17 protein-coding genes and 2 pseudogenes are annotated in these 18,330 nt (G+C 63.9%); 13 read left to right on the plus strand and 6 right to left on the minus strand.

Going from position 1 to position 18,330, the window contains the following annotated elements; all coding sequences use genetic code 11:
• Positions 1 to 181: pseudogene (locus tag FIV38_RS14565) on the minus strand (ribonucleotide-diphosphate reductase subunit beta); the annotation flags it as partial.
• 466 nt (positions 182 to 647) lie between these two features.
• Here FIV38_RS14565 and FIV38_RS14570 point away from each other — a divergent pair.
• The 3 genes from FIV38_RS14570 (at position 648) to FIV38_RS14580 (ending at position 4,428) form a co-directional block, all read left to right on the plus strand.
• On the plus strand, positions 648 to 1,088 hold the full coding sequence (locus FIV38_RS14570) for a c-type cytochrome (protein WP_029294425.1): 441 nt from the start codon (positions 648 to 650) through the stop codon (positions 1,086 to 1,088).
• 3 nt (positions 1,089 to 1,091) lie between these two features.
• Positions 1,092 to 2,513 carry a cbb3-type cytochrome c oxidase subunit I gene (locus FIV38_RS14575; RefSeq protein ID WP_070996340.1) on the plus strand — a complete coding sequence of 474 codons (1,422 nt, stop codon included), beginning with the start codon at positions 1,092 to 1,094 and terminating at the stop codon, positions 2,511 to 2,513.
• A gap of 73 nt (positions 2,514 to 2,586) precedes the next feature.
• Entirely contained in the window at positions 2,587 to 4,428 is a 1,842-nt protein-coding gene (locus FIV38_RS14580) for a nitric oxide reductase activation protein NorD (RefSeq protein WP_092236223.1), read from the plus strand.
• On the opposite strand, the gene FIV38_RS14585 is transcribed toward FIV38_RS14580, so the two are convergent.
• Complete coding sequence (locus FIV38_RS14585) at positions 4,422 to 4,622, minus strand: protein DnrP (protein ID WP_092236226.1); 201 nt, start codon at positions 4,620 to 4,622, stop codon at positions 4,422 to 4,424. The genes FIV38_RS14580 and FIV38_RS14585 overlap by 7 nt on opposite strands.
• On the minus strand, positions 4,619 to 5,320 hold the full coding sequence (locus FIV38_RS14590; protein ID WP_029294499.1) for a Crp/Fnr family transcriptional regulator: 702 nt from the start codon (positions 5,318 to 5,320) through the stop codon (positions 4,619 to 4,621). Before FIV38_RS14590 ends, FIV38_RS14585 begins: the two co-directional genes overlap by 4 nt.
• 514 nt (positions 5,321 to 5,834) lie before the next feature.
• On the opposite strand from FIV38_RS14590, the gene FIV38_RS14600 reads away from it, so the two are divergent.
• Both FIV38_RS14600 and FIV38_RS14605 read left to right on the plus strand, forming a co-directional pair.
• Entirely contained in the window at positions 5,835 to 7,022 is a 1,188-nt protein-coding gene (locus FIV38_RS14600) for an NnrS family protein (RefSeq protein WP_092236229.1), read from the plus strand.
• Positions 7,023 to 7,032: 10 nt separating this feature from the next.
• Complete coding sequence (locus tag FIV38_RS14605) at positions 7,033 to 7,464, plus strand: hypothetical protein (RefSeq protein WP_092236232.1); 432 nt, start codon at positions 7,033 to 7,035, stop codon at positions 7,462 to 7,464.
• A gap of 124 nt (positions 7,465 to 7,588) precedes the next feature.
• Here the strand turns inward: FIV38_RS14605 and FIV38_RS14610 are convergent.
• Positions 7,589 to 8,038 (minus strand): annotated as a pseudogene (locus FIV38_RS14610) (hemerythrin domain-containing protein); the annotation flags it as partial.
• A gap of 178 nt (positions 8,039 to 8,216) precedes the next feature.
• On the opposite strand from FIV38_RS14610, the gene norR reads away from it, so the two are divergent.
• From norR to ubiT, 7 genes are all read left to right on the plus strand, one after another.
• Positions 8,217 to 9,734, plus strand: coding sequence for a nitric oxide reductase transcriptional regulator NorR (gene norR / locus FIV38_RS14615; RefSeq protein WP_029294507.1), 1,518 nt, complete (start codon positions 8,217 to 8,219; stop codon positions 9,732 to 9,734).
• Between the two features lie 100 nt (positions 9,735 to 9,834).
• Positions 9,835 to 10,482, plus strand: coding sequence for a pyridoxamine 5'-phosphate oxidase (pdxH, locus tag FIV38_RS14620; RefSeq protein WP_070996336.1), 648 nt, complete (start codon positions 9,835 to 9,837; stop codon positions 10,480 to 10,482).
• A 92-nt stretch (positions 10,483 to 10,574) separates the two neighbouring features.
• The gene (moaB, locus tag FIV38_RS14625; RefSeq protein WP_029294511.1) at positions 10,575 to 11,129 is read left to right on the plus strand and encodes a molybdenum cofactor biosynthesis protein B; all 555 of its coding nucleotides are present in this window, start codon (positions 10,575 to 10,577) and stop codon (positions 11,127 to 11,129) included.
• Entirely contained in the window at positions 11,126 to 12,361 is a 1,236-nt protein-coding gene (locus FIV38_RS14630; protein WP_092236240.1) for a molybdopterin molybdotransferase MoeA, read from the plus strand. The genes moaB and FIV38_RS14630 overlap by 4 nt, the downstream gene beginning before the upstream one ends.
• Before the next feature lie 48 nt (positions 12,362 to 12,409).
• Positions 12,410 to 13,405: a ubiquinone anaerobic biosynthesis protein UbiU gene (gene ubiU, locus FIV38_RS14635; protein WP_092236243.1), complete on the plus strand. Its 996-nt coding sequence runs from the start codon at positions 12,410 to 12,412 to the stop codon at positions 13,403 to 13,405.
• Between the two features lie 10 nt (positions 13,406 to 13,415).
• On the plus strand, positions 13,416 to 14,306 hold the full coding sequence (locus tag FIV38_RS14640; protein WP_070996333.1) for a U32 family peptidase: 891 nt from the start codon (positions 13,416 to 13,418) through the stop codon (positions 14,304 to 14,306).
• Positions 14,300 to 14,776: a ubiquinone anaerobic biosynthesis accessory factor UbiT gene (gene ubiT / locus FIV38_RS14645; RefSeq protein ID WP_029294520.1), complete on the plus strand. Its 477-nt coding sequence runs from the start codon at positions 14,300 to 14,302 to the stop codon at positions 14,774 to 14,776. Before FIV38_RS14640 ends, ubiT begins: the two co-directional genes overlap by 7 nt.
• A gap of 251 nt (positions 14,777 to 15,027) precedes the next feature.
• On the opposite strand, the gene ampC is transcribed toward ubiT, so the two are convergent.
• Entirely contained in the window at positions 15,028 to 16,170 is a 1,143-nt protein-coding gene (gene ampC, locus FIV38_RS14650) for a class C beta-lactamase (protein WP_092236246.1), read from the minus strand.
• 132 nt (positions 16,171 to 16,302) lie between these two features.
• Between ampC and FIV38_RS14655 the strand changes: the two genes are divergently transcribed.
• Entirely contained in the window at positions 16,303 to 17,187 is an 885-nt protein-coding gene (locus FIV38_RS14655) for a LysR family transcriptional regulator (RefSeq protein WP_092236249.1), read from the plus strand.
• Positions 17,188 to 17,407: 220 nt separating this feature from the next.
• On the opposite strand, the gene yghX is transcribed toward FIV38_RS14655, so the two are convergent.
• A complete protein-coding gene (yghX, locus tag FIV38_RS14660) occupies positions 17,408 to 18,295 on the minus strand; it encodes a YghX family hydrolase (protein ID WP_029294526.1) in 888 nt (295 codons plus the stop codon).
• Between the last annotated feature and the right edge of the window lie 35 nt (positions 18,296 to 18,330).

Here is an 18,330-nt window from a genome sequence, read left to right on the forward strand (position 1 = left end):
CAGCCTTGGCCCGCACGATGGCGGCGGAGTCATTGGCGGTCACGGCGCGGGCTTCGATGGCAGCGGCGGCGCCGGCACCGTCGAGGCGGTCCATGTTGGCTTCGGTGGCGTGGCCGGCGTTGGCGCCGCGGATCACGGCGGTGCCGGTGTCTTCGTTGTCGACTTCATCCCAACTCAGCATGAAATACTCCTTCCTGGTCTGTTCTGACGGCGTATGAAACCGTCCAGAAAATTCGATAATTACCGGCTTCGCACACTATGTAGTGGTCGGCTTCCTGGGTGGGCACACTATATGGTGTGTAGGAAATATGGTCAACGCACAAGATATGCGGTTTTCGGTCACTGCCTGGCGCAGGTTCAGCCATAACGCCTGGGTGGCTGGACGGGGCGTCTAAGGTCAATGTGGGAGCTGGCTTGCCTGCGATAGCGGTTCACCAGCCTCCGGAGATGGCTGACTGAACCACCGCTTTCGCGAGCAAGCCCGCACACAGGGGGCGTAGGTTTGAGCGATCATGCAAAAAAACCATCTGTAGCCAACCGCCCACCCAATACCCGACCAAAACCATCGGCATTTCTTGATCGCCATCAAGCAGGTTTTACCCCCCGGCTTTCTATCATGGTCCCCGCCAAGCAATGAGGAAGCGACCATGTCAGAGACCTTCACCAAGGGCATGGCCAGGAATATCTACTTCGGAGGAAGCGTGTTCTTCTTCCTGATATTCCTGGCCCTGACCTACCACACCGAACAAACCTTTCCCTCTCGCAGCAATCAGGAGCTACTCACCGAATCAGTGGTGCGCGGCAAGGGCGTCTGGGAGCGCAACAACTGTGTCGGCTGCCACACTCTGCTGGGCGAGGGCGCGTACTTTGCGCCGGAACTGGGCAACGTGTTCAACCGCCGTGGCGGCGAGGAAGCGTTCAAGCCGTTCCTGCATGCCTGGATGAAGATGCAACCGTTGGGCGTTCCCGGCCGGCGCGCGATGCCGCAATTCAACCTCAGCGACCAAGAGGTGGACGATATGGCCGAGTTCCTCAAGTGGAGCTCGAAGATCAACACCAACGGCTGGCCGCCAAACAAGGAGGGCTGAGGGATGCGTACCGTCAATCCATATCTGAAATTCCAATCCCAGGCCGTGGCCAAACCCTACTTTGTGTTCGCCCTGATCCTGTTCCTGGGCCAGGTGCTGTTCGGTTTGATCATGGGCCTGCAATACGTGGTCGGCGACTTTCTGTTCCCGTTGATCCCCTTCAACGTGGCCCGCATGGTCCACACCAACCTGCTGATCGTCTGGCTGCTGTTCGGCTTCATGGGCGCCGCTTACTACCTGGTGCCGGAAGAAGCCGACCGCGAGTTGCACAGCCCCAAGCTGGCAATCCTGCTGTTCTGGGTGTTTGCCGTGGCCGGGGTGTTGACCATCCTCGGCTACTTGCTGGTGCCCTATGCGGCCCTGGCCAAGCTGACCCACAACGAACTGCTGCCGACCATGGGCCGTGAGTTCCTGGAACAGCCGACCATCACCAAGATGGGGATCGTGGTGGTGTGCCTGGGCTTTTTGTACAACATCGGCATGACCCTGCTCAAAGGTCGCAAGACCACGGTGAGCATGGTGATGATGACCGGGCTGATCGGCCTGGCGGTGTTCTTCCTGTTCTCGTTCTACAACCCCGGCAACCTGGCACGGGACAAGTTCTACTGGTGGTGGGTGGTGCATCTTTGGGTCGAAGGCGTGTGGGAGCTGATCATGGGCTCGATGCTGGCTTTCGTACTGATCAAAGTCACCGGTGTCGACCGTGAGGTCGTGGAGAAATGGCTGTACGTGATCATCGCCATGGCCCTGATCACCGGGATCATCGGCACCGGTCACCACTTCTTCTGGATCGGCGCGCCCGAGGTGTGGTTGTGGGTCGGCTCGATCTTCTCGGCCCTGGAGCCGCTGCCATTCCTGGCGATGGTGATGTTTGCCTTCACCATGGTCAAACAGCGCCGGCGCCAGCACCCGAACCGGGCGGCCACGTTGTGGGCCAAGGGCACCACGGTCACGGCGTTCTTCGGCGCCGGGGTCTGGGGCTTCCTGCACACCCTGGCACCGGTCAACTTCTACACCCACGGCACCCAATTGACCGCCGCCCACGGCCACCTGGCGTTCTTCGGCGCCTACGCCATGATCGTCATGACCCTGATCAGCTACGCCATGCCCCGCCTGCGTGGTATCGGTGAAGCGCCGGATGCACGCTCGCAGACCTTGGAGATCTGGGGCTTCTGGATGATGGTTCTGTCGATGGTGATGATCACCCTGTTCCTGACGGCGGCCGGTGCCGTGCAAGTCTGGTTGCAGCGTTGGCAGGTAGACGGTGTGGCACTGCCGTTCATGGCCACCATGGACCACCTGACCGTATTGTTCTGGGCCCGACTGGCCAGTGGCGTGGTGTTCCTGCTGGGCCTGCTCTGCTACCTGTGGAGCTTCCGGCAGCGGGGCAAGGGCTTGGACTCTGCCGTCCCCGTGACTGCGTGAGCGGTCAACGTTAATCCCCAAGAGGGCGGCCCGGCAGGTAGTGCGGGCCGTTTTTATGTCTGGAGCACTTCACATGGCCTTTACCCTTGAGTTGGAAGAGTGGGTCGGCAGTGTCTGGCACCGCTTTATCACCCGCCGCGCCAGTGCGGACTTCCCCGAGGCGCGGGTCGACCTGGTCGACCGCCAGCGCAGCCTGGCCCTGCTGTTCCGCGCCCTGGGCGGCGCCCACGCAATTGCCCTGGAGGCCGCCAGCGAGCGCGACCTGCTGCTGCGGCGCAACCTGTTGATGCGCATCGCCGGCACCTGCCGGCAAGCCCCCCTGGCCTCATGCGATGGCCATCGCCTGCGCCTGCCGGCAAGCCTGGCGGTGTTTCCTTCGGCCGCCCTGAACCTGGAGTTGTACCGCTGGCTGGCGCTCCTGGCTGCACACGCCGGACCGATGACCCACTGGGCCCGCGACAACCAACGCTGGACCTGGCTGCTGTTGCAGCGTTACCCGGCCATGCTCCCCAGCTATCAGCGCCTGGTGGACGCCCACCTGCAATTGCGCCCGGATCCCGCCAGCCTCAACCCATCTGAAGCTGCCGTGGAAAAGGCCTTGCGCAAGGCCCTGCGCGAACCCGGCAGCATCCGCCAGTTACCCCGCAGCGAGCGCGCCGCCTGGCCGCTGCCCCTGTGGCTGTATCCACCCTTGCACCTGCACAGCCCGCAGGCCGGCGATCTGGATGACGAGGGCGATGACCTGGCGACCCGCCCCGGCGAACAACAGGGCGCGCCCAAACAAGCCAACCGGGTAGATGACAACAGCCGCGACGGCGGCCTGTTGGTGGTGCGCCTGGAAAACCTGTTCAGTTGGACCGAACACGTCGACCTCGACCGCTGGGCCGATGACTCCGAGGACGAAGATGCCGCCCGCGTTGCCGAAGACCTCGACCAGTTGAGCCTGTCACGCCAGCGCGTGCGCAAGAGTGGCGGCTTGAAGCTGCACCTGGATCTGCCACCGGCCGACGTCGACGACATTCCCCTGGGCGAAGGCATCAAGTTGCCGGAGTGGGATTACCGCCAACAATGCCTGCAAGCCAACTTCGTCAACCTGCAACTGATGCAACCCCGCGACAGCACGCCCCAGCCGCTGCCGGCACGCCTGCTGCCCCAGGCTGCGCGGTTGCGCCGCCAGTTCCAGCAGCTGCGTACCGACCGTCAATGGCTGCGTCAACAGCCCCAGGGCGCGGAACTGGACCTGCAGGCGTGGCTGGATTTTCATGTCGAGCGCCAGCACGGCGCGTGCGCCGAGCGCGGTCTGTTCAAGGAGCAGCGCCGCACCCGGCGTGACCTGGCCTGTTTGCTGCTGGCCGATGTGTCGATGTCCACCGACGCCCACCTCAACGATACGCAAAAGGTCATCGATGTGATCCGCGACAGCCTGTTGCTGTTTGGCGAGAGCCTGGCGGGCCTGGGTGATGCGTTTGCCCTGTATGGGTTTTCATCCTTGCGCCGCCAGCAGGTGCGCCTGCAACAGCTCAAGTCGTTCCAGCAACCCTATGACGACCACACCCGCGGCTGCATCCAGGGCCTCAAGCCGGGTTATTACACCCGGATGGGCGCGGCTATCCGCCACGCCACCCAGACCCTTGGCGCGTGTAAGCAACGGCGCAAACTGCTGTTGATTGTGACCGATGGCAAGCCCAACGACCTGGACTTGTATGAGGGACGTTATGGCGTGGAGGACACCCGCCAGGCCGTAATGCAAGCGCGGCGCCAGGGCCTGGTGCCGTTCTGCATCACTATCGACAAACAGGCCGGGGATTACCTGCCGTACATGTTCGGCGCCCACGGCTACACCTTGATCCGCCAGCCGGAGCAGCTGCCGCTACGCTTGCCGCTGCTGTACCGGCAGTTGACCGAAGATCAGTAAAAGTCCCGGGGCAGCCAGAAGAACATGGTGATGCAGAACACGGCCAGCCCCAGGCAGAACCATTGGAAACGTTTGAGTCGCCGGGCCTCAAGGCTGGCGGTGGAGGCGGGCAGGGGCATGGCGCAGCGTGCGCAGGCTGGCTGCGTTGGCGGGTTGGCATGTTGGCAATACAGGCACACACACGCGGCGCTCATTCAAATTGCTCCAGGCGCAGGCGATCAAGAATGGCGATCTGCCGACCGTCCTGGGTGATGATTTTTTCATCGATCAGCCGGCGAATGATCCGCGAGAACGTCTCTGGCTGGATCGACAGGTGCCCGGCGATCAACTGCTTGGCCATGGGCAATTCGAACGAACTGTCGGCGCTGTGCAGGCGCACCAGTTGCGTCAGCAGGTAGCGCACCACGCGGTGGGTGGCGTTTTTCAGGGACAGGGTCTCGATCTCGTTGACCCGCTGGTGCAGCCGCACACACAACTTGCCCAGCAGGGCGAAGGTCAGGCGGCTGTTGCTGTGGAGCAGGCGCATATAGGTGGCGTTGGACAGGCGATACAACTGCGTCGGGCACACCGCCTCGGCGCAGGCCACGTAGTTGGGGGTGTCCATCAGCATCATCGCCTCGGCGAAGGTCTGCCGCTCGCCGATCACTTCAAAGACTTTTTCCTGGCCGTCCGGGGTCAGGCGGTAGATCTTCACCGCGCCGGCAATCACGAAGTAAAACCCCTCGGCCGGCTCGCCCTGGCGGAACAATGGTTCGCCCTTGTCGACACTCAGCAATTGACTGCTGGCCATCAACTCATCCATCTGCTCTTCGTTGAGCGGCTCGAACAGGTGGTGGCTGCGCAGGATCTGATGATGCACGCGGTGCAGGACCCTCGGTGCGTCGGTGATCATACAAGCCACAACGACAGGCCACTGGCCGCCGCCATCATCGAACCGAGGATCACGAACCAGGCGAGGGGCTGGATGACTTTTTTCATGGGGACTCCGTGGGGCAGGGTAATGACGGGATAACCGGGTAGAGCAAGAGCTGGGCCAAGGCGCGGGCCTCGTAGAATCAGAGCTGTAGCATCTCGAGGGTTTAAATGACCCTGCCACTGAGGGTTGTTTTAACCCTCTAATGGTCATTTAAACCCTCGTTATCAGCGCCGATCCCATGTGGGAGCTGGCTTGCCTGCGATGCAGGCACCTCGGTCTCCCAGTAAAACCGCAGCGATGCCATCGCAGGCAAGCCAGCTCCCACCCGTGATTGCGGTGGGCATAAGGAGCCGGCCCGGCCCTTGCAACGCCAATCCCGCGACGGCCCCCAGGATATTGCGCCGCCTCGAAGCCCTGCTTGATCTGCGACAAGGGCCGGGCGCGGGCAATCCCGGATGATCGGGCCGGCAATGACTTGAGGAGTGGTGGTATGCAAGTGCTGGATCGACGCAAGGCCATGTCGATAACCCCGTTATTTCGCCTGGCTTTCCGGCCATTTTTCCTCGGTGGCTGCCTGTTGGCGTTGCTCGCGGTTCCCCTGTGGTTGCTAGCCCTGGCCGGCGACGCGGGCTGGCAGCCGGCGGGTGGCTGGCTGGCGTGGCATCGCCATGAACTGCTGTTCGGTTTCGCCTTGGCGATCATCGGCGGGTTCCTGTTGACGGCGGTGCAGACTTGGACCGGTCGCCCCGGCATCAGCGGTACGCCGCTGGCGATGTTGGCCGGGGTGTGGCTGGCCGCACGCCTGGCCTGGCTATTCAACCTGCCGTGGCCGCTGTTGGCCGTGCTGGAACTGACCTTTCCCCTGGCCGTCGCCGGGTTGATGGGCTGGACCTTGTGGAAAGTGCGGCAACAGCGCAACTACCCGATTGTGCTGGTGTTGCTGCTGTTGACCCTGGCCGACGCCCTGTCCCTGTATGGCTTGCTGCGCGGTGACGAAGGCTGGCAGCGCCAGGCGGTGTTGACCGGGCTGTGGCTGGTGGCGGCGATGATGGGCTTGATCGGCGGCCGGGTAATTCCATTCTTCACCCAGCGTGGCCTGGGGCGCACGCAAGCCGTGAAGCCCTGGCCGTGGCTGGATTACCTGTTGTTGGTAGGCTCGGCGCTGGTCGCTCTGTTGTATGCCAGCGGTGTCGCGCTGATGCCCAGCCTCTGGGTTGGTTTAGTGTTTGCCCTGTTGGGGATCGGTCACCTGGTGCGCCTGGTGCGCTGGCACGACCCTGGCCTGTGGCGCGTGCCGCTGCTGTGGTCGCTGCACCTGGCCTATGCCTGGCTGGCCGTGGCGTGCCTGGGCATGGCGCTGTGGCACTTGGGTGTCCCATTGAACCCGAGCCTGGCGGTGCATGCGCTGACGGTAGGGGCGATGGGCGGCTTGATCCTGGCGATGATCGCACGGGTCAGCCTGGGCCATACCGGCCGGCCACTGACGCCACCCAAGGGCATGACCCTGGCCTTCACCCTGTTGAACCTGGCCTGCCTGAGCCGGGTGCTGCTGGTGCTGATCTGGCCGTACGCCGCGCTGTGGCTGGCGGGCCTGTGCTGGACCCTGGGCCTGGGCGTGTATCTATGGCGCTATGCCCCAATGCTGTGGCATGCGCGGGTTGACGGCCATCCGGGCTAGGAGAACGGGAATGCTGTATTCGTGGCTATTGATTGTGCATCTGCTGGCGGCCATTGCCTTTATCGGCACGCTGTTCTTCGAGGTTTTTATCTGGCACCGCGCCCGTGAAGAGTTGGCGTGGTCGGCGCAATTCACCAGCGACCAAGCCATTGCCCGGCGTTCGCGGCAGGTGCTGCATGGCGTGGTGGTGCTGTTGTATGGCGCGGGCATCGGTCTGGCCTGGCATTATCGCGGCGTGCTGGGCGCGCCATGGGCCAGCCCTTTTTCGGCGATGTTGAGCCTGAAGATCATGTTGGCGCTGAGCATCATCGGGCACTACCTGCTGCTCGCGTACTGGTTGACGCAAAAGCGCCTGAGCCCGCTGCGGGCGGTATGGATTCGCCGCAGCATCCTTGGGCACATGGTGCTGATCGTGATCCTGGCCAAATTGATGCTGCGTTAAGACACCTCGATCCCTTCCTGTAGGAGCGAGCTTGCTCGCGAAGAACTCACGGACAACGCGACTACCCAGGCAGCCCGCGTTTTGGTTGATGTTCTTCGCGAGCAAGCTCGCTCCTACAGGTCGGTCAGGCCTTTAGTGCGCGGACAAACAACACGTCGTTTTCCAGATGAATATGCTCCAGCAAATCCCCATGAAACACCTCCAGCCCGTGATACAAGGCCCGCCAGGTATTGCACGCATCGCTGGGCGGTTGGATGTGGTTGGTCAGCGCCTGCAACTGTTCCAGGGCCTGGCCATGTTGTTCGTGTTCAAGGCGCATGACCTGGATCGGCGGGGCAGCCTGGGGCCCCAGGCCCATTTGCAGCATTGGGAACAGCACTTGTTCTTCCTTGAGCATATGGCCCTCCAGTTCCTGCTCGATGTCACGCAGCAAGTCGGCCAGGCCATTGGGGCAGGCCAGGTGGTGACCGTGGACCTGCTCGACGCGGCTGGCCAGGCGAATCAGTTCCGGCAGTTGTTCGCGGTGGCGGGCGTGGTAGCGCTCCAGCAAATGTTCGATCAGTTGCGCCTGGGGCAGGGTGTCCGGGGCGATGGTGTTCATGGGGTTTCCTCATCAAGTGAACAGATGAAGCGGTGATTGCATGCCGTGTGCCATTGCCAAGTTATTGAAAAATAGAAATTAATTTTTTGTAGTGGTCAGGATCACCCTGATGCTGCACGGTAGAACCGACCATACAAGGGTAGTAATGACCATGCTGCGTGAAAGTCTGTCGGCCGACCTGATTGTCGAATTGCCCAACGCGGTGCGCCTGCAACGCCTGGTGCAGACCCTGCGCGAATATTTCCATAGCGGCGCCGTGGGCCTGTTGCGCCTGGATGGCGACGACAGCCTGCGCCCCGTGGCCACCGTGGGCCTGGTGCATGAGGCCCTTGGCCGGCGCTTTGTGATTGCCCAACACCCGCGCCTGGCAGCGATCATGGCCTCCCGCGAGCCGACCTGGTTCGAACCCGACAGCCGCCTGCCGGACCCGTACGACGGGCTTCTAGACAGCCAGGTCGGCGAACCGCTGCCCGTGCATGACTGCATGGGCGTGAGCCTGTTCGTCGAAGGCCGGCCCTGGGGCGCGATTACCCTGGATGCGCTGCATGCCGGAACCTTCGATGCCAATGCCCGCGAGCAACTCAAGCGCTGCACCCTGCAAATCGAGGCGGCGGTGCGCGTCACGCGCCTGGAGCAGGAAAACCGCAGCCTGCGCCTGTCGCGCAGCGAACCGGTGGCGGGTTCGCCCAGCGTCGAAGACGGCGAGATCCTCGGCCAGAGCCCGGTCCTGCATCAACTGCTCAACGAGCTGGATGTGCTCGCCGACTCGGATTTGCCGGTGCTGTTGCTCGGCGAAACGGGGGTGGGCAAGGAGCTGTTTGCGCGGCGCCTGCATCGTCTGTCGCGGCGCAGCAAAAAGCCGCTGATCCAGGTCAACTGCGCGGCGCTGCCGGAATCTTTGGCCGAGAGCGAGCTGTTCGGCCACGTCAAAGGCGCGTTTTCCGGGGCTACCAGTGACCGTGCCGGGCGTTTTGATGCGGCCAACGGCGGCACGCTGTTCCTCGATGAAGTGGGTGAGCTGCCGCTGAGCGTGCAGGCCAAGCTATTGCGCACCTTGCAGAATGGTGAGATCCAGCGCCTGGGCGCCGACAAGCCGTTGCATGTGGATGTGCGGATCATCGCCGCCACCAACCGCCACCTGCCCGAGAGTATTCGTGAAGGGCTGTTCCGCGCCGATCTGTACCACCGGCTGTCGGTGTACCCGGTGCCGATCCCGGCGTTGCGTGAGCGCGGTCACGATGTGCTGCTGCTGGCCGGGCATTTCCTTGAACTCAACCGTGCGCGGCTGGGCTTGCGCGGTTTGCGCCTGTCGCCTGCGGCCGAGCAGACCCTGCTGGCTTATGCCTGGCCGGGCAATGTGCGCGAGCTGGAACATGTGATCAGCCGCGCCGCCTTGAAGCAGCTGAGCCGTGGCGGCAATCGCAACCAGATCATGACCCTGGAAGCCGAACTGCTGGACCTGGACAGCGCCACCTTGGCGCAGGCCCCTGTCGTTCAAGCCCCGGTGCAGGCGTTCCAGACCTTGAGCGACGCGGTGGACGACTGCCAGCGCCAGAAGGTGCGCCAGGCGTTGAGCCTGTCGGGCGATAACTGGGCGAGCGCCGCGCGGATGCTCGGCCTGGACTCCAGCAACCTGCACAAATTGGCGCGGCGCCTGGGCCTCAAGTAGCAACGCTGCGACGCCATGCCGCGGCGCGCAGTTGATCGCGGTCAAGGTGCCGGGCGCCTCGGCTGATCAGACTGTGGCGAACTGACCGGAGGTTCGCCCCATGCCCCTTTCCCTGGCGCAGATGCGCCGCAACTACACCTTGTACGGTTTGCGGGATGACCTGGTACAGGACGATCCCCTCGTGTTGTTCGGCCAGTGGCTGGAGCAGGCGCGCAAGACCGAAGTGGCGCCTGTGGAGGCCAACAGCATGGCCCTGGCCACGGTCGATGCCGAGGGCCGCGCCCATTGTCGGATTCTCTTGCTCAAGGGCTTCAGTGCCGAGGGCTTCACCTTTTTCGGTCACTACCAGAGCGCCAAGGGTCAGGAACTGGCGAGCAACCCCAGCGCGGCCATGACCTTTTTCTGGCCGGGCCTGGAGCGCCAGGTGCGCATCGAAGGCACCGTTGCACGCCTGGCGCCGCAGCTGTCCGACGACTACTTCCATTCGCGGCCGCTGGCCAGCCAGGTGGGCGCCTGGGCGTCGCCGCAAAGCCAGCCCTTGGCCCATCGCGCCGAACTGGAAGGGCGCCTGCGCGACGTCACCCAACGCTTTGCCGGCCAACAACCGCCGCGCCCGGCAGAGTGGGGCGGCTATTGCCTGCAACCCGAGCGCGTGGAGTTCTGGCAAGGCCGCCCCGACCGCCTGCACGACCGCCTCGATTACCGTCGCCACGACGGCACCTGGCAGCGCAGTCGCCTGGCCCCCTGAATCCGCCTAGAGGTACCTCCTCGGAGGAATAGGCCCGCAGGCCTTTGCGGTGCAGGCTTGGGCCATTGCTCATTTATCCCGGGATTTTCACCATGGCACACCTGACTCAACGCAATTTTGTCTCACTGAATATCGCCGTCCTGACCATCAGCGACACACGCAACTTTGACAACGACACCTCCGGGCAGACCCTGTGCGACCGCGTGCAGGCGGCCGGGCACGAGTTGATCGACCGGGCGCTGGTGGTGGACGACATCTACCAGATCCGCGCACGCATTTCGCAGTGGATCGCCGACCCCCAGGTGCAGGTGATTCTCACCACCGGCGGCACCGGCTTCACTGCGCGGGACAACACCCCACAAGCGGTGCTGCCGTTGCTGGACAAACATGTCGAAGGCTTTGGCGAGCTGTTTCGCCAGGTGTCCGTGCCAGAGATCGGCATGTCGACCCTGCAATCGCGCGCCCTGGCCGGCATGAGCAACGGCGTGCTGGTGTGCTGCATGCCCGGTTCCCCCGGCGCGTGCCGTACCGGTTGGGACAAGATCCTGCTGGGGCAACTGGACAGCCGCACCGGGCCGTGCAATTTCGCCCCACACCTCAAGCCCCAGGCCGCGCAAGCGCTGGAACCCTGCGAGGCGCGGTCATGAGCACATCGGTGTGTGAAAGCGGTGAATTGATCCCGGTGGACGAGGCCATCGAACGCCTGTTGGCCCAGGCACCACCGCCACCGTCCACCCAGCAGGTGAAAACCGCCCAGGCCTTGGGTCGGGTGCTGGCTGGCGATATTTTTTCCCCGGTCAACCTGCCGGCCTGGGACAACAGTGCCATGGACGGCTACGCGCTGTGCGCCGCAGACCTGCCGGCCGAGGGCGGCTACCTGCGCCTGGCCGGGCGCATCGCCGCTGGCGACGCCGCCGCGACGGCGTTGAGCAGTGGGCAGACCATGCGCATTTTTACCGGTGCTCCCTTGCCGTCCGGGGCCGACACCGTGGTGCCCCAGGAGCGTTGCCGGGTCTATGGCCAGCGTATCTGGTGCCCACCCATGCGCACCGGCGAACACGTACGCAAGCAGGGTGAAGAGGTGACCCAGGGCGCCTTGCTGCTGCCGGCCGGCAAGCGCCTGCGCGCCCAGGAGTTGGGGTTGCTCGCGGCGGCCGGGCTGGCTCAGGTCAAGGTCTACCGGCCGCTGCGGGTGTGCCTGTTGAGCAGTGGCGATGAGTTGCGCGAACCGGGCGATCACCTGGCGCCGGGGCAGATCTACAACAGCAATCGCCACTGCCTGGCGGCACTGCTGCAAGGCTGGGGCGTGGAAGTGCATGACTATGGCGTGATGGCCGACGAACTGGCCGTCAGCCGCGATGCGTTGACCCTGGCCTCCTCGGAATGCGACCTGCTGCTGACCTCTGGCGGGGTGTCGGTGGGCGAGGAAGATCACCTCAAGCAGGCGATCGAGGAACTGGGTCGCGTGGACTTCTGGCGCCTGGCGATCCAGCCGGGCAAACCCCTGGCCTTTGGCGATGTGGCGGGTAAACCGTGGATCGGCTTGCCCGGCAACCCTTCGGCGGCGCTGATTACCGCGTTGGTGGTGGTGCGCCCGTTTCTGTTGCGCGCCCAGGGTGTGACTGACGTCACCTTGGTGCCGATGCTGCTGCCTGCCGAATTTACCTGGACCCAGCGCAACCGCCGCCGCCAATACCTGCGGGCACGCCTGGCGCCGGGCATCGACGGCCAGGCGCGCATCACCCTGCACCCACGGCAAAGCTCGGCGATGTTGAGCGCGGCCTGCTGGGCCGATGGCCTGGCGATTGTGGAGCGTGAGCAGTGGGTGGAAAAGGGCGGCCTGGTGCGGTTCGTGTCCTTCGCCGAACTGATGCAGTAACTGCCTGCAGCGACACAAGTGCGATAGTTTTTTTGATGAGGATCAACCATGCAACTGGTCTGCCCGGCAGGGAACCTGCCTGCGCTCAAAGCCGCCGTGCGCCAAGGTGCCGATGCGGTGTACGTGGGGTTTCGCGACGACACCAACGCCCGGCATTTTGCCGGGCTGAACATGGACGACAAGCAGTTCGACGGCGCCGTCGCCCATATCCGCCAGCACCAGCGCAAGCTGTATGTGGCGGTCAACACCTACCCGCAGCCCAAAGGCTGGGAGCGTTGGCAACGGGCAGTGGATCGCGCCGCCGACCATGGCGTGGATGCACTGATTGCCGGTGACCCGGGTGTGCTGCAGTACGCCAGTAGCCGCCATCCGCAGATGGCCTTGCACCTCTCGGTACAGGGTTCGGCGACCCATGCGGCGGCGTTGCAGTTCTACGCCGAGCGCTATGGCATCCGCCGTGCGGTGCTGCCCCGGGTGCTGTCGCTGGCCCAGGTCAAGCATGTGGCTGCCAGCAGCTCGGTGCCGATCGAGGTCTTCGGTTTCGGCAGCCTGTGCATCATGGCGGAGGGCCGCTGCCATCTGTCTTCGTACATCACCGGCGAATCCCCGAACCTGTGCGGCGTGTGCTCGCCGGCCAAGGCCGTGCGCTGGAGCGAAGACGCCGACGGCCTGAGCGCGCGCCTGAGCGAAGTGTTGATCGACCGCTATACCCCGGACGAACCGGCGGGCTATCCGACCCTGTGCAAGGGCCGTTTCATGGTCGATGGCAAGCGCTTTCACGCCCTCGAAGAACCCACCAGCCTCGATACCCTGGACCTGATCCCCGAGTTGATCGCCATGGGTGTGGAAGCGGTAAAAATCGAAGGCCGCCAGCGCGGCCCGGCGTATGTCGAGCAAGTCACCGGGGTCTGGCGCGCGGCGCTGGACGCCCACCGCCGTGCGCCGGAACGCTTTGTGGTCAAGGACCAGTGGCGCAGCGTGCTGGCCGGTCTATCCGAAGGCAGCCAGACCACGCTGGGCGCCTACCATCGTTCGTGGCAATGAGGAACCGCACATGAAACTCAGCCTGGGACCGGTGCTGTTTTATTGGGATAAGCAACAACTGGGGCAGTTCTACTCCGAGATGGCCAGCTTGCCGCTGGATGTGATCTACCTGGGTGAAACCGTGTGCTCCAAGCGTCGCGCGTTCAACCTCGATCAATGGTTGGGCCTGGGCCGCGAATTGCACTCGGCGGGCAACGCGCAAATCGTGCTGTCGAGCCTGACCCTGATCGAGGCCGCATCGGAGCTGTCGAGCCTGCGCCGCCTGTGTGACAACGGCGAGGTGCTGGTCGAGGCCAATGACATGGGCGCCGTGCAACTGCTTGCCGAGCGCAAGCTGCCCTTTGTCGGTGGGCCGGCGTTGAATTTGTACAACGGCCACGCCCTCGTGCAACTGCTGGACGCCGGGATGATGCGTTGGGTGCCGCCGGTAGAGTGCTCGGCCGCGCTGATCGGCGATGTGCTGGAGCAGGTGCGTGAACTGGGTCGGCCGTTGCCGGAGGTTGAAGTCTTTGCCTATGGGCATTTGCCCCTGGCCTACTCGGCGCGTTGCTTCACGGCCCGAGCGGAAAACCGGCCCAAGGATGACTGCCAGTTCTGCTGCCTGAACTACCCCGATGGCATGGCCTTGACCAGCCAGGAAGGGCAGGCGTTGTTTACGTTGAATGGCATCCAGACCATGTCGGCGGATGTCACCAACCTGCTGGCCGACTATCCAGGGCTGGTGAGTTGCGGCGCCGACCTGCTGCGCCTGAGCCCAAGGGCACAGGGCATGGTGGGCATCGTCGAAGCCTTTGATCGGGTGCGCCAGGGCGCTACGCCGCCGGTGTTTGTCGAGGGCTGCAATGGCTACTGGCATGGCCAGGCCGGGATGTTGCGGGTCGAGGAGGTGGGGCTGTGTTGAATCGCAAGCAATGGCTGCTCAAGGGCGCCGACCGCTTATTGCCGCTGATGCGCAAGGTGCCCTTTGTGGTGCAGCGCCTGGCGTTGCAACAGGCGTTGAACCGCTGCCTGGCCGAACCCTTGCGCGATGGCGGCTTTGAACTGCTGCGCGGGCGCTGGATGTGCCTGCGCATTCCCGACCTGGGCTTGCGCTGGTACCTGACCCTGGGCCGCGACGGGCTGCGCATCGCCGAGCGGGCCGAGGCTCAGGTGACCATCAGCGGCAACTGGCGCGAGTTTCTGCTATTGGCCAGCCGCCAGGAAGACCCGGACACCTTGTTCTTCCGCCGGCGGCTGGTGATTGAGGGGGATACGGAGTTGGGGTTGGGCCTGAAGAACCTGATCGACAGCCTCGACCCGGACGTGTTGCCGCCCTGGTTATGGCGCAATCTGGAACGGGCCGGTAAAGGCCTGGCGACAGGAGCTGCCTGATACCCCTGTGGCTAGAGGGCTGGCTGTGGATAGGGGGCTTGTTGTGGCGAGCGGGCTTGTCCCGCGCTGGGCTGCGAAGCAGCCCCAACAAGATCGCTGAGTTGTATCAGAGAGACCGAGGGCGCAGGGTTTGGGGCTGCTGCGCAGCCCAGCGCGGGACAAGCCCGCTCGCCACAGCAAGCCCGCTCGCCACAACAAGCCCCCTATCCATAGCCAGCCCCCTAGCCACAAGCAAGCGCGGTGCTACCGCTTCAGTGGTCCATGGCCTGCAAGATTGCATGGGCCGCTTTCACCCGCTCGGCATTGGGGTAGTTCTTGTTCGCCAGGATCACGACACCGATGCCTCTGCTCGGCACATAAGCGATATAGGCGCCAAAGCCGCCGGTCGAGCCGGTCTTGTTTACCAGGGTATTGGCGCGCAGCGGCTGGGCGGGTGTCAGCCACTTGACCGGATGCGGCTCCATGGCCATCGGCGTCGAGTTGCCTTCGACCAGGGCGTCGACGCTCAGCGGGTAGGCGTACATTTCCCAGCCAAGCCCTTGGGTGGTGCCTTCTACCGTGTAATAACCCGTATGCGTAGCGGCAATCGCCTGTTGCAGCGGCTGCTCCAGCGACGTCGGGTGCATGTTCAGCGCCATGTAGCGAGCCAGGTCGGCGGGGCTGGTCTTCACCCCGTAGGCTTCGCTGTCCAGTGCACCGGGGCTGACGCGCACCGGCTTGCCGGCCTTGTCATAGCCCTGCGCATACAGGCCCATTTGCGCCTTGGGCACCGTGAGATAGGTGTGCTTGAGGCCGAGCTTGGGCAGTAGGGTCTGTTCCATCGCCACGTCGAAGGGTTGCTGCAGGCTTTGCGCCGCCAGATAGCCGAACAGGCCCAGGCTGGGGTTGGAGTACTGGCGCTGGGTGCCGGGGGCGAAAGCGGCTTTCCAGTGCTGGAAGTAGCCGATCATCTGCTGGGCGTTGTCCGCCTCGCTGGGGAACTGCAACGGCAACCCGCCTGCGGTGTAGGTGCCTAGTTGAAGCACGCTGATGTGCTCGAACAGGCTGCCGCGCAAGGCTGGCAAATAGTCGCTGGCGGGGGCAGAGAGCTTGAGCTTGCCGGTGGCCTGGGCATAACCGGCCAGGGTGGCGGCGAAGGTCTTGCTCACCGAGCCGATCTCGAACAGGGTGTTTTCGCTGATGGGCTGTTGGCTGTCCTTGGCGGCGATACCGTAGTTAAAGTATCGGGCCTTGCCGTCTTGCACGATGGCGACTGCCAAGCCGGGAATTGCCTGTTGCTGCATCAGGGGCTTGACGGTGGCGTCCACCACCTGGCGCAGATTGTCGGCGGCCATGCAGTTGCCGGCGCCGATCAATAGGCTGAGAATCGTGACGTTGCGCACGTGTTGGTACATGATGAGGTCGCTTCCATGAGGATGATCGGGGGTATCACAGCCTGCGCAGGCGTGGCCAAGATAGGCAGTTTCAGGGCCCTGGACAACCGATGATATCTCGCACCAGTCATTAGAAAAATTTGGGTTTAAACCATGTTGCGTTCCCATCTGCCCCTCAACGCACTGCGTGCGTTCGAAGCCTCCGCCAGGCATTTGAGCTTTACCCGGGCGGCCATCGAGCTGTGCGTGACCCAGGCGGCGGTCAGCCATCAGGTCAAGAGCCTGGAGGCACAGCTCAACGTCACGCTGTTCAAGCGCCTGCCCCGTGGCCTGATGCTGACCCGCGAAGGGGAGACGTTGTTACCGGTATTGCGCGAGTCCTTCGACCGTATCGCCCAGACCCTGGGCCAGTTCCAGGCCGGTCACTACCGCGAAGTGCTGACGGTGGGCGCAGTGGGCACGTTTGCGGTGGGCTGGCTGCTGCCGCGCCTGGGGGATTTCCAGGCGCGCTACCCGTTTATCGATCTGCGCCTGTCGACCCATAACAACCGCGTGGATGTGGCCGCCGAAGGCCTGGATTACGCGATCCGGTTTGGCGCCGGCGCATGGCACGGCACCCACGCCTGTGAGTTGCTGGCGGCGCCGTTGACGGTATTGTGTGTGCCAGCGATTGCCCGCCAGTTGCACGGCCCTGGCGATGTGCTCAAGCACACGTTGTTGCGCTCTTATCGGGCCGATGAATGGAGCCTCTGGTTCCAGGCCGCCGGGTTGCCCGCCGACACCCTGGTGCCGCGCAGTATCGTGTTCGACTCGTCCTTGGCGATGATGGAAGCGGCGTTGCAGGGCAATGGCGTGGCCCTGGCGCCGGCAATGATGTTCTCGCGGCAGTTGGCCCAGGATGTGATCCGCCAGCCGTTCGACGTGGGGATCACCACGGGTAGCTATTGGCTGACGCGCCTGCAGTCGCGGGCAGAAACCCCGGCCATGCTGGCGTTCCGGCAATGGCTGGAGGAGGTGACGGCGATTGAGATGGCTTGAGCGGCCTTGTTGTGGTTGTGGCGAGCGGGCTTACTGTGGCGAGCGGGCTTGCCCCGCGTTGGGCTGCGAAGCAGCCCCAAACCCTGTGCCCTCGGTCTCTCTGATACAACTCAGCGATCTTGTTGGGGCTGCTACGCAGCCCAGCGCGGGGCAAGCCCGCTCGCCACAACCGCAACCGCAACCGCAACCGCAACCGCAACCGCAAGACCAACATTACTGATCAGGCAAGGTACTTGCGGAACCAGCCCAACGTGCGTTCCCACGCCAGGTTCGCTGCCGCTTCGTCGTAACGTGGGGTCGAGTCGTTGTGGAAGCCGTGGTTGGCGCCCTTGTAGATATACGCTTCATAGGTCGTGCCGGCGGCCTTCAAGGCGCTTTCATAGGCCGGCCAGCCTTCGTTGATTCGTGTGTCCAGCTCGCCAAAATGCAACATGATCGGCGCCTTGATCTTCGGCACGTCCTTGGCGTCGGGTTGGCGTCCGTAGAACGACACCGCCGCGCCCAGTTCCGGGTAGGCCACCGCCGCTGCATTGGTCACGCCACCGCCGTAGCAGAAGCCGGTGATTCCCACTTTGCCGGTGCTGGCGTCGTGGTGCATCAGCCATTCGATGGCGGCGAAGAAATCATTCATCAGCTTGGTCGGGTCGACGGTCTGTTGCAGTGCCACGCCTTTTTCGTCATTGCCGGGGTAACCGCCCACCGAGCTGAGGCCATCGGGGGCCAGGGCCATGAACCCGGCTTTGGCCAGGCGTCGGGCCACGTCTTCGATGTAGGGGTTGAGCCCGCGGTTTTCATGGACCACCACCACCGCCGGGCATTTGCCCTCGACCTTGGCCGGGCGTACCAGGTACCCACGCACTTGGCCGGTGCCCTTGGGCGAAGGGTAGGTGATGTAGTCGGCCACGATGTCCGGGTCGGTGAACTTCACCTGCTCGGCCAGGGCGTAGTTGGGGCTCAGGGACGCCAGCAACGCCGATGCGGTCAGCCCGCCAAAGGTGAACAGGGCCGCGCGGTCGAGAAACTCGCGGCGGTTGATCTTGCCGTGGGCGTAGCCGTCGTAGAGTTCCAGCAGTTCAGGGGCGAAGTCTTTGGCGGTCAGGCGAGGCATCGGCAGGCTCCTATAGCGGCGTGTGGCGTTGAATG

This window comes from Pseudomonas proteolytica (assembly GCF_007858275.1).
GTDB lineage: Bacteria > Pseudomonadota > Gammaproteobacteria > Pseudomonadales > Pseudomonadaceae > Aquipseudomonas > Aquipseudomonas proteolytica.

Coding starts and splice junctions, on each gene's coding strand:
- pdxH (WP_070996336.1), top strand. CDS start 9,835: ATGCCCCTTTCCCTGGCGCAGATGCGCCGCAACTACACCTTGTACGGT.
- moaB (WP_029294511.1), top strand. CDS start 10,575: ATGGCACACCTGACTCAACGCAATTTTGTCTCACTGAATATCGCCGTC.
- FIV38_RS14575 (WP_070996340.1), top strand. CDS start 1,092: ATGCGTACCGTCAATCCATATCTGAAATTCCAATCCCAGGCCGTGGCC.
- norR (WP_029294507.1), top strand. CDS start 8,217: ATGCTGCGTGAAAGTCTGTCGGCCGACCTGATTGTCGAATTGCCCAAC.
- FIV38_RS14655 (WP_092236249.1), top strand. CDS start 16,303: ATGTTGCGTTCCCATCTGCCCCTCAACGCACTGCGTGCGTTCGAAGCC.
- FIV38_RS14605 (WP_092236232.1), top strand. CDS start 7,033: ATGCTGTATTCGTGGCTATTGATTGTGCATCTGCTGGCGGCCATTGCC.
- yghX (WP_029294526.1), bottom strand. CDS start 18,295: ATGCCTCGCCTGACCGCCAAAGACTTCGCCCCTGAACTGCTGGAACTC.
- FIV38_RS14580 (WP_092236223.1), top strand. CDS start 2,587: ATGGCCTTTACCCTTGAGTTGGAAGAGTGGGTCGGCAGTGTCTGGCAC.
- FIV38_RS14590 (WP_029294499.1), bottom strand. CDS start 5,320: ATGATCACCGACGCACCGAGGGTCCTGCACCGCGTGCATCATCAGATC.
- ubiU (WP_092236243.1), top strand. CDS start 12,410: ATGCAACTGGTCTGCCCGGCAGGGAACCTGCCTGCGCTCAAAGCCGCC.
- FIV38_RS14570 (WP_029294425.1), top strand. CDS start 648: ATGTCAGAGACCTTCACCAAGGGCATGGCCAGGAATATCTACTTCGGA.
- FIV38_RS14600 (WP_092236229.1), top strand. CDS start 5,835: ATGCAAGTGCTGGATCGACGCAAGGCCATGTCGATAACCCCGTTATTT.
- ampC (WP_092236246.1), bottom strand. CDS start 16,170: ATGTACCAACACGTGCGCAACGTCACGATTCTCAGCCTATTGATCGGC.
- FIV38_RS14630 (WP_092236240.1), top strand. CDS start 11,126: ATGAGCACATCGGTGTGTGAAAGCGGTGAATTGATCCCGGTGGACGAG.
- FIV38_RS14585 (WP_092236226.1), bottom strand. CDS start 4,622: ATGAGCGCCGCGTGTGTGTGCCTGTATTGCCAACATGCCAACCCGCCA.
- FIV38_RS14640 (WP_070996333.1), top strand. CDS start 13,416: ATGAAACTCAGCCTGGGACCGGTGCTGTTTTATTGGGATAAGCAACAA.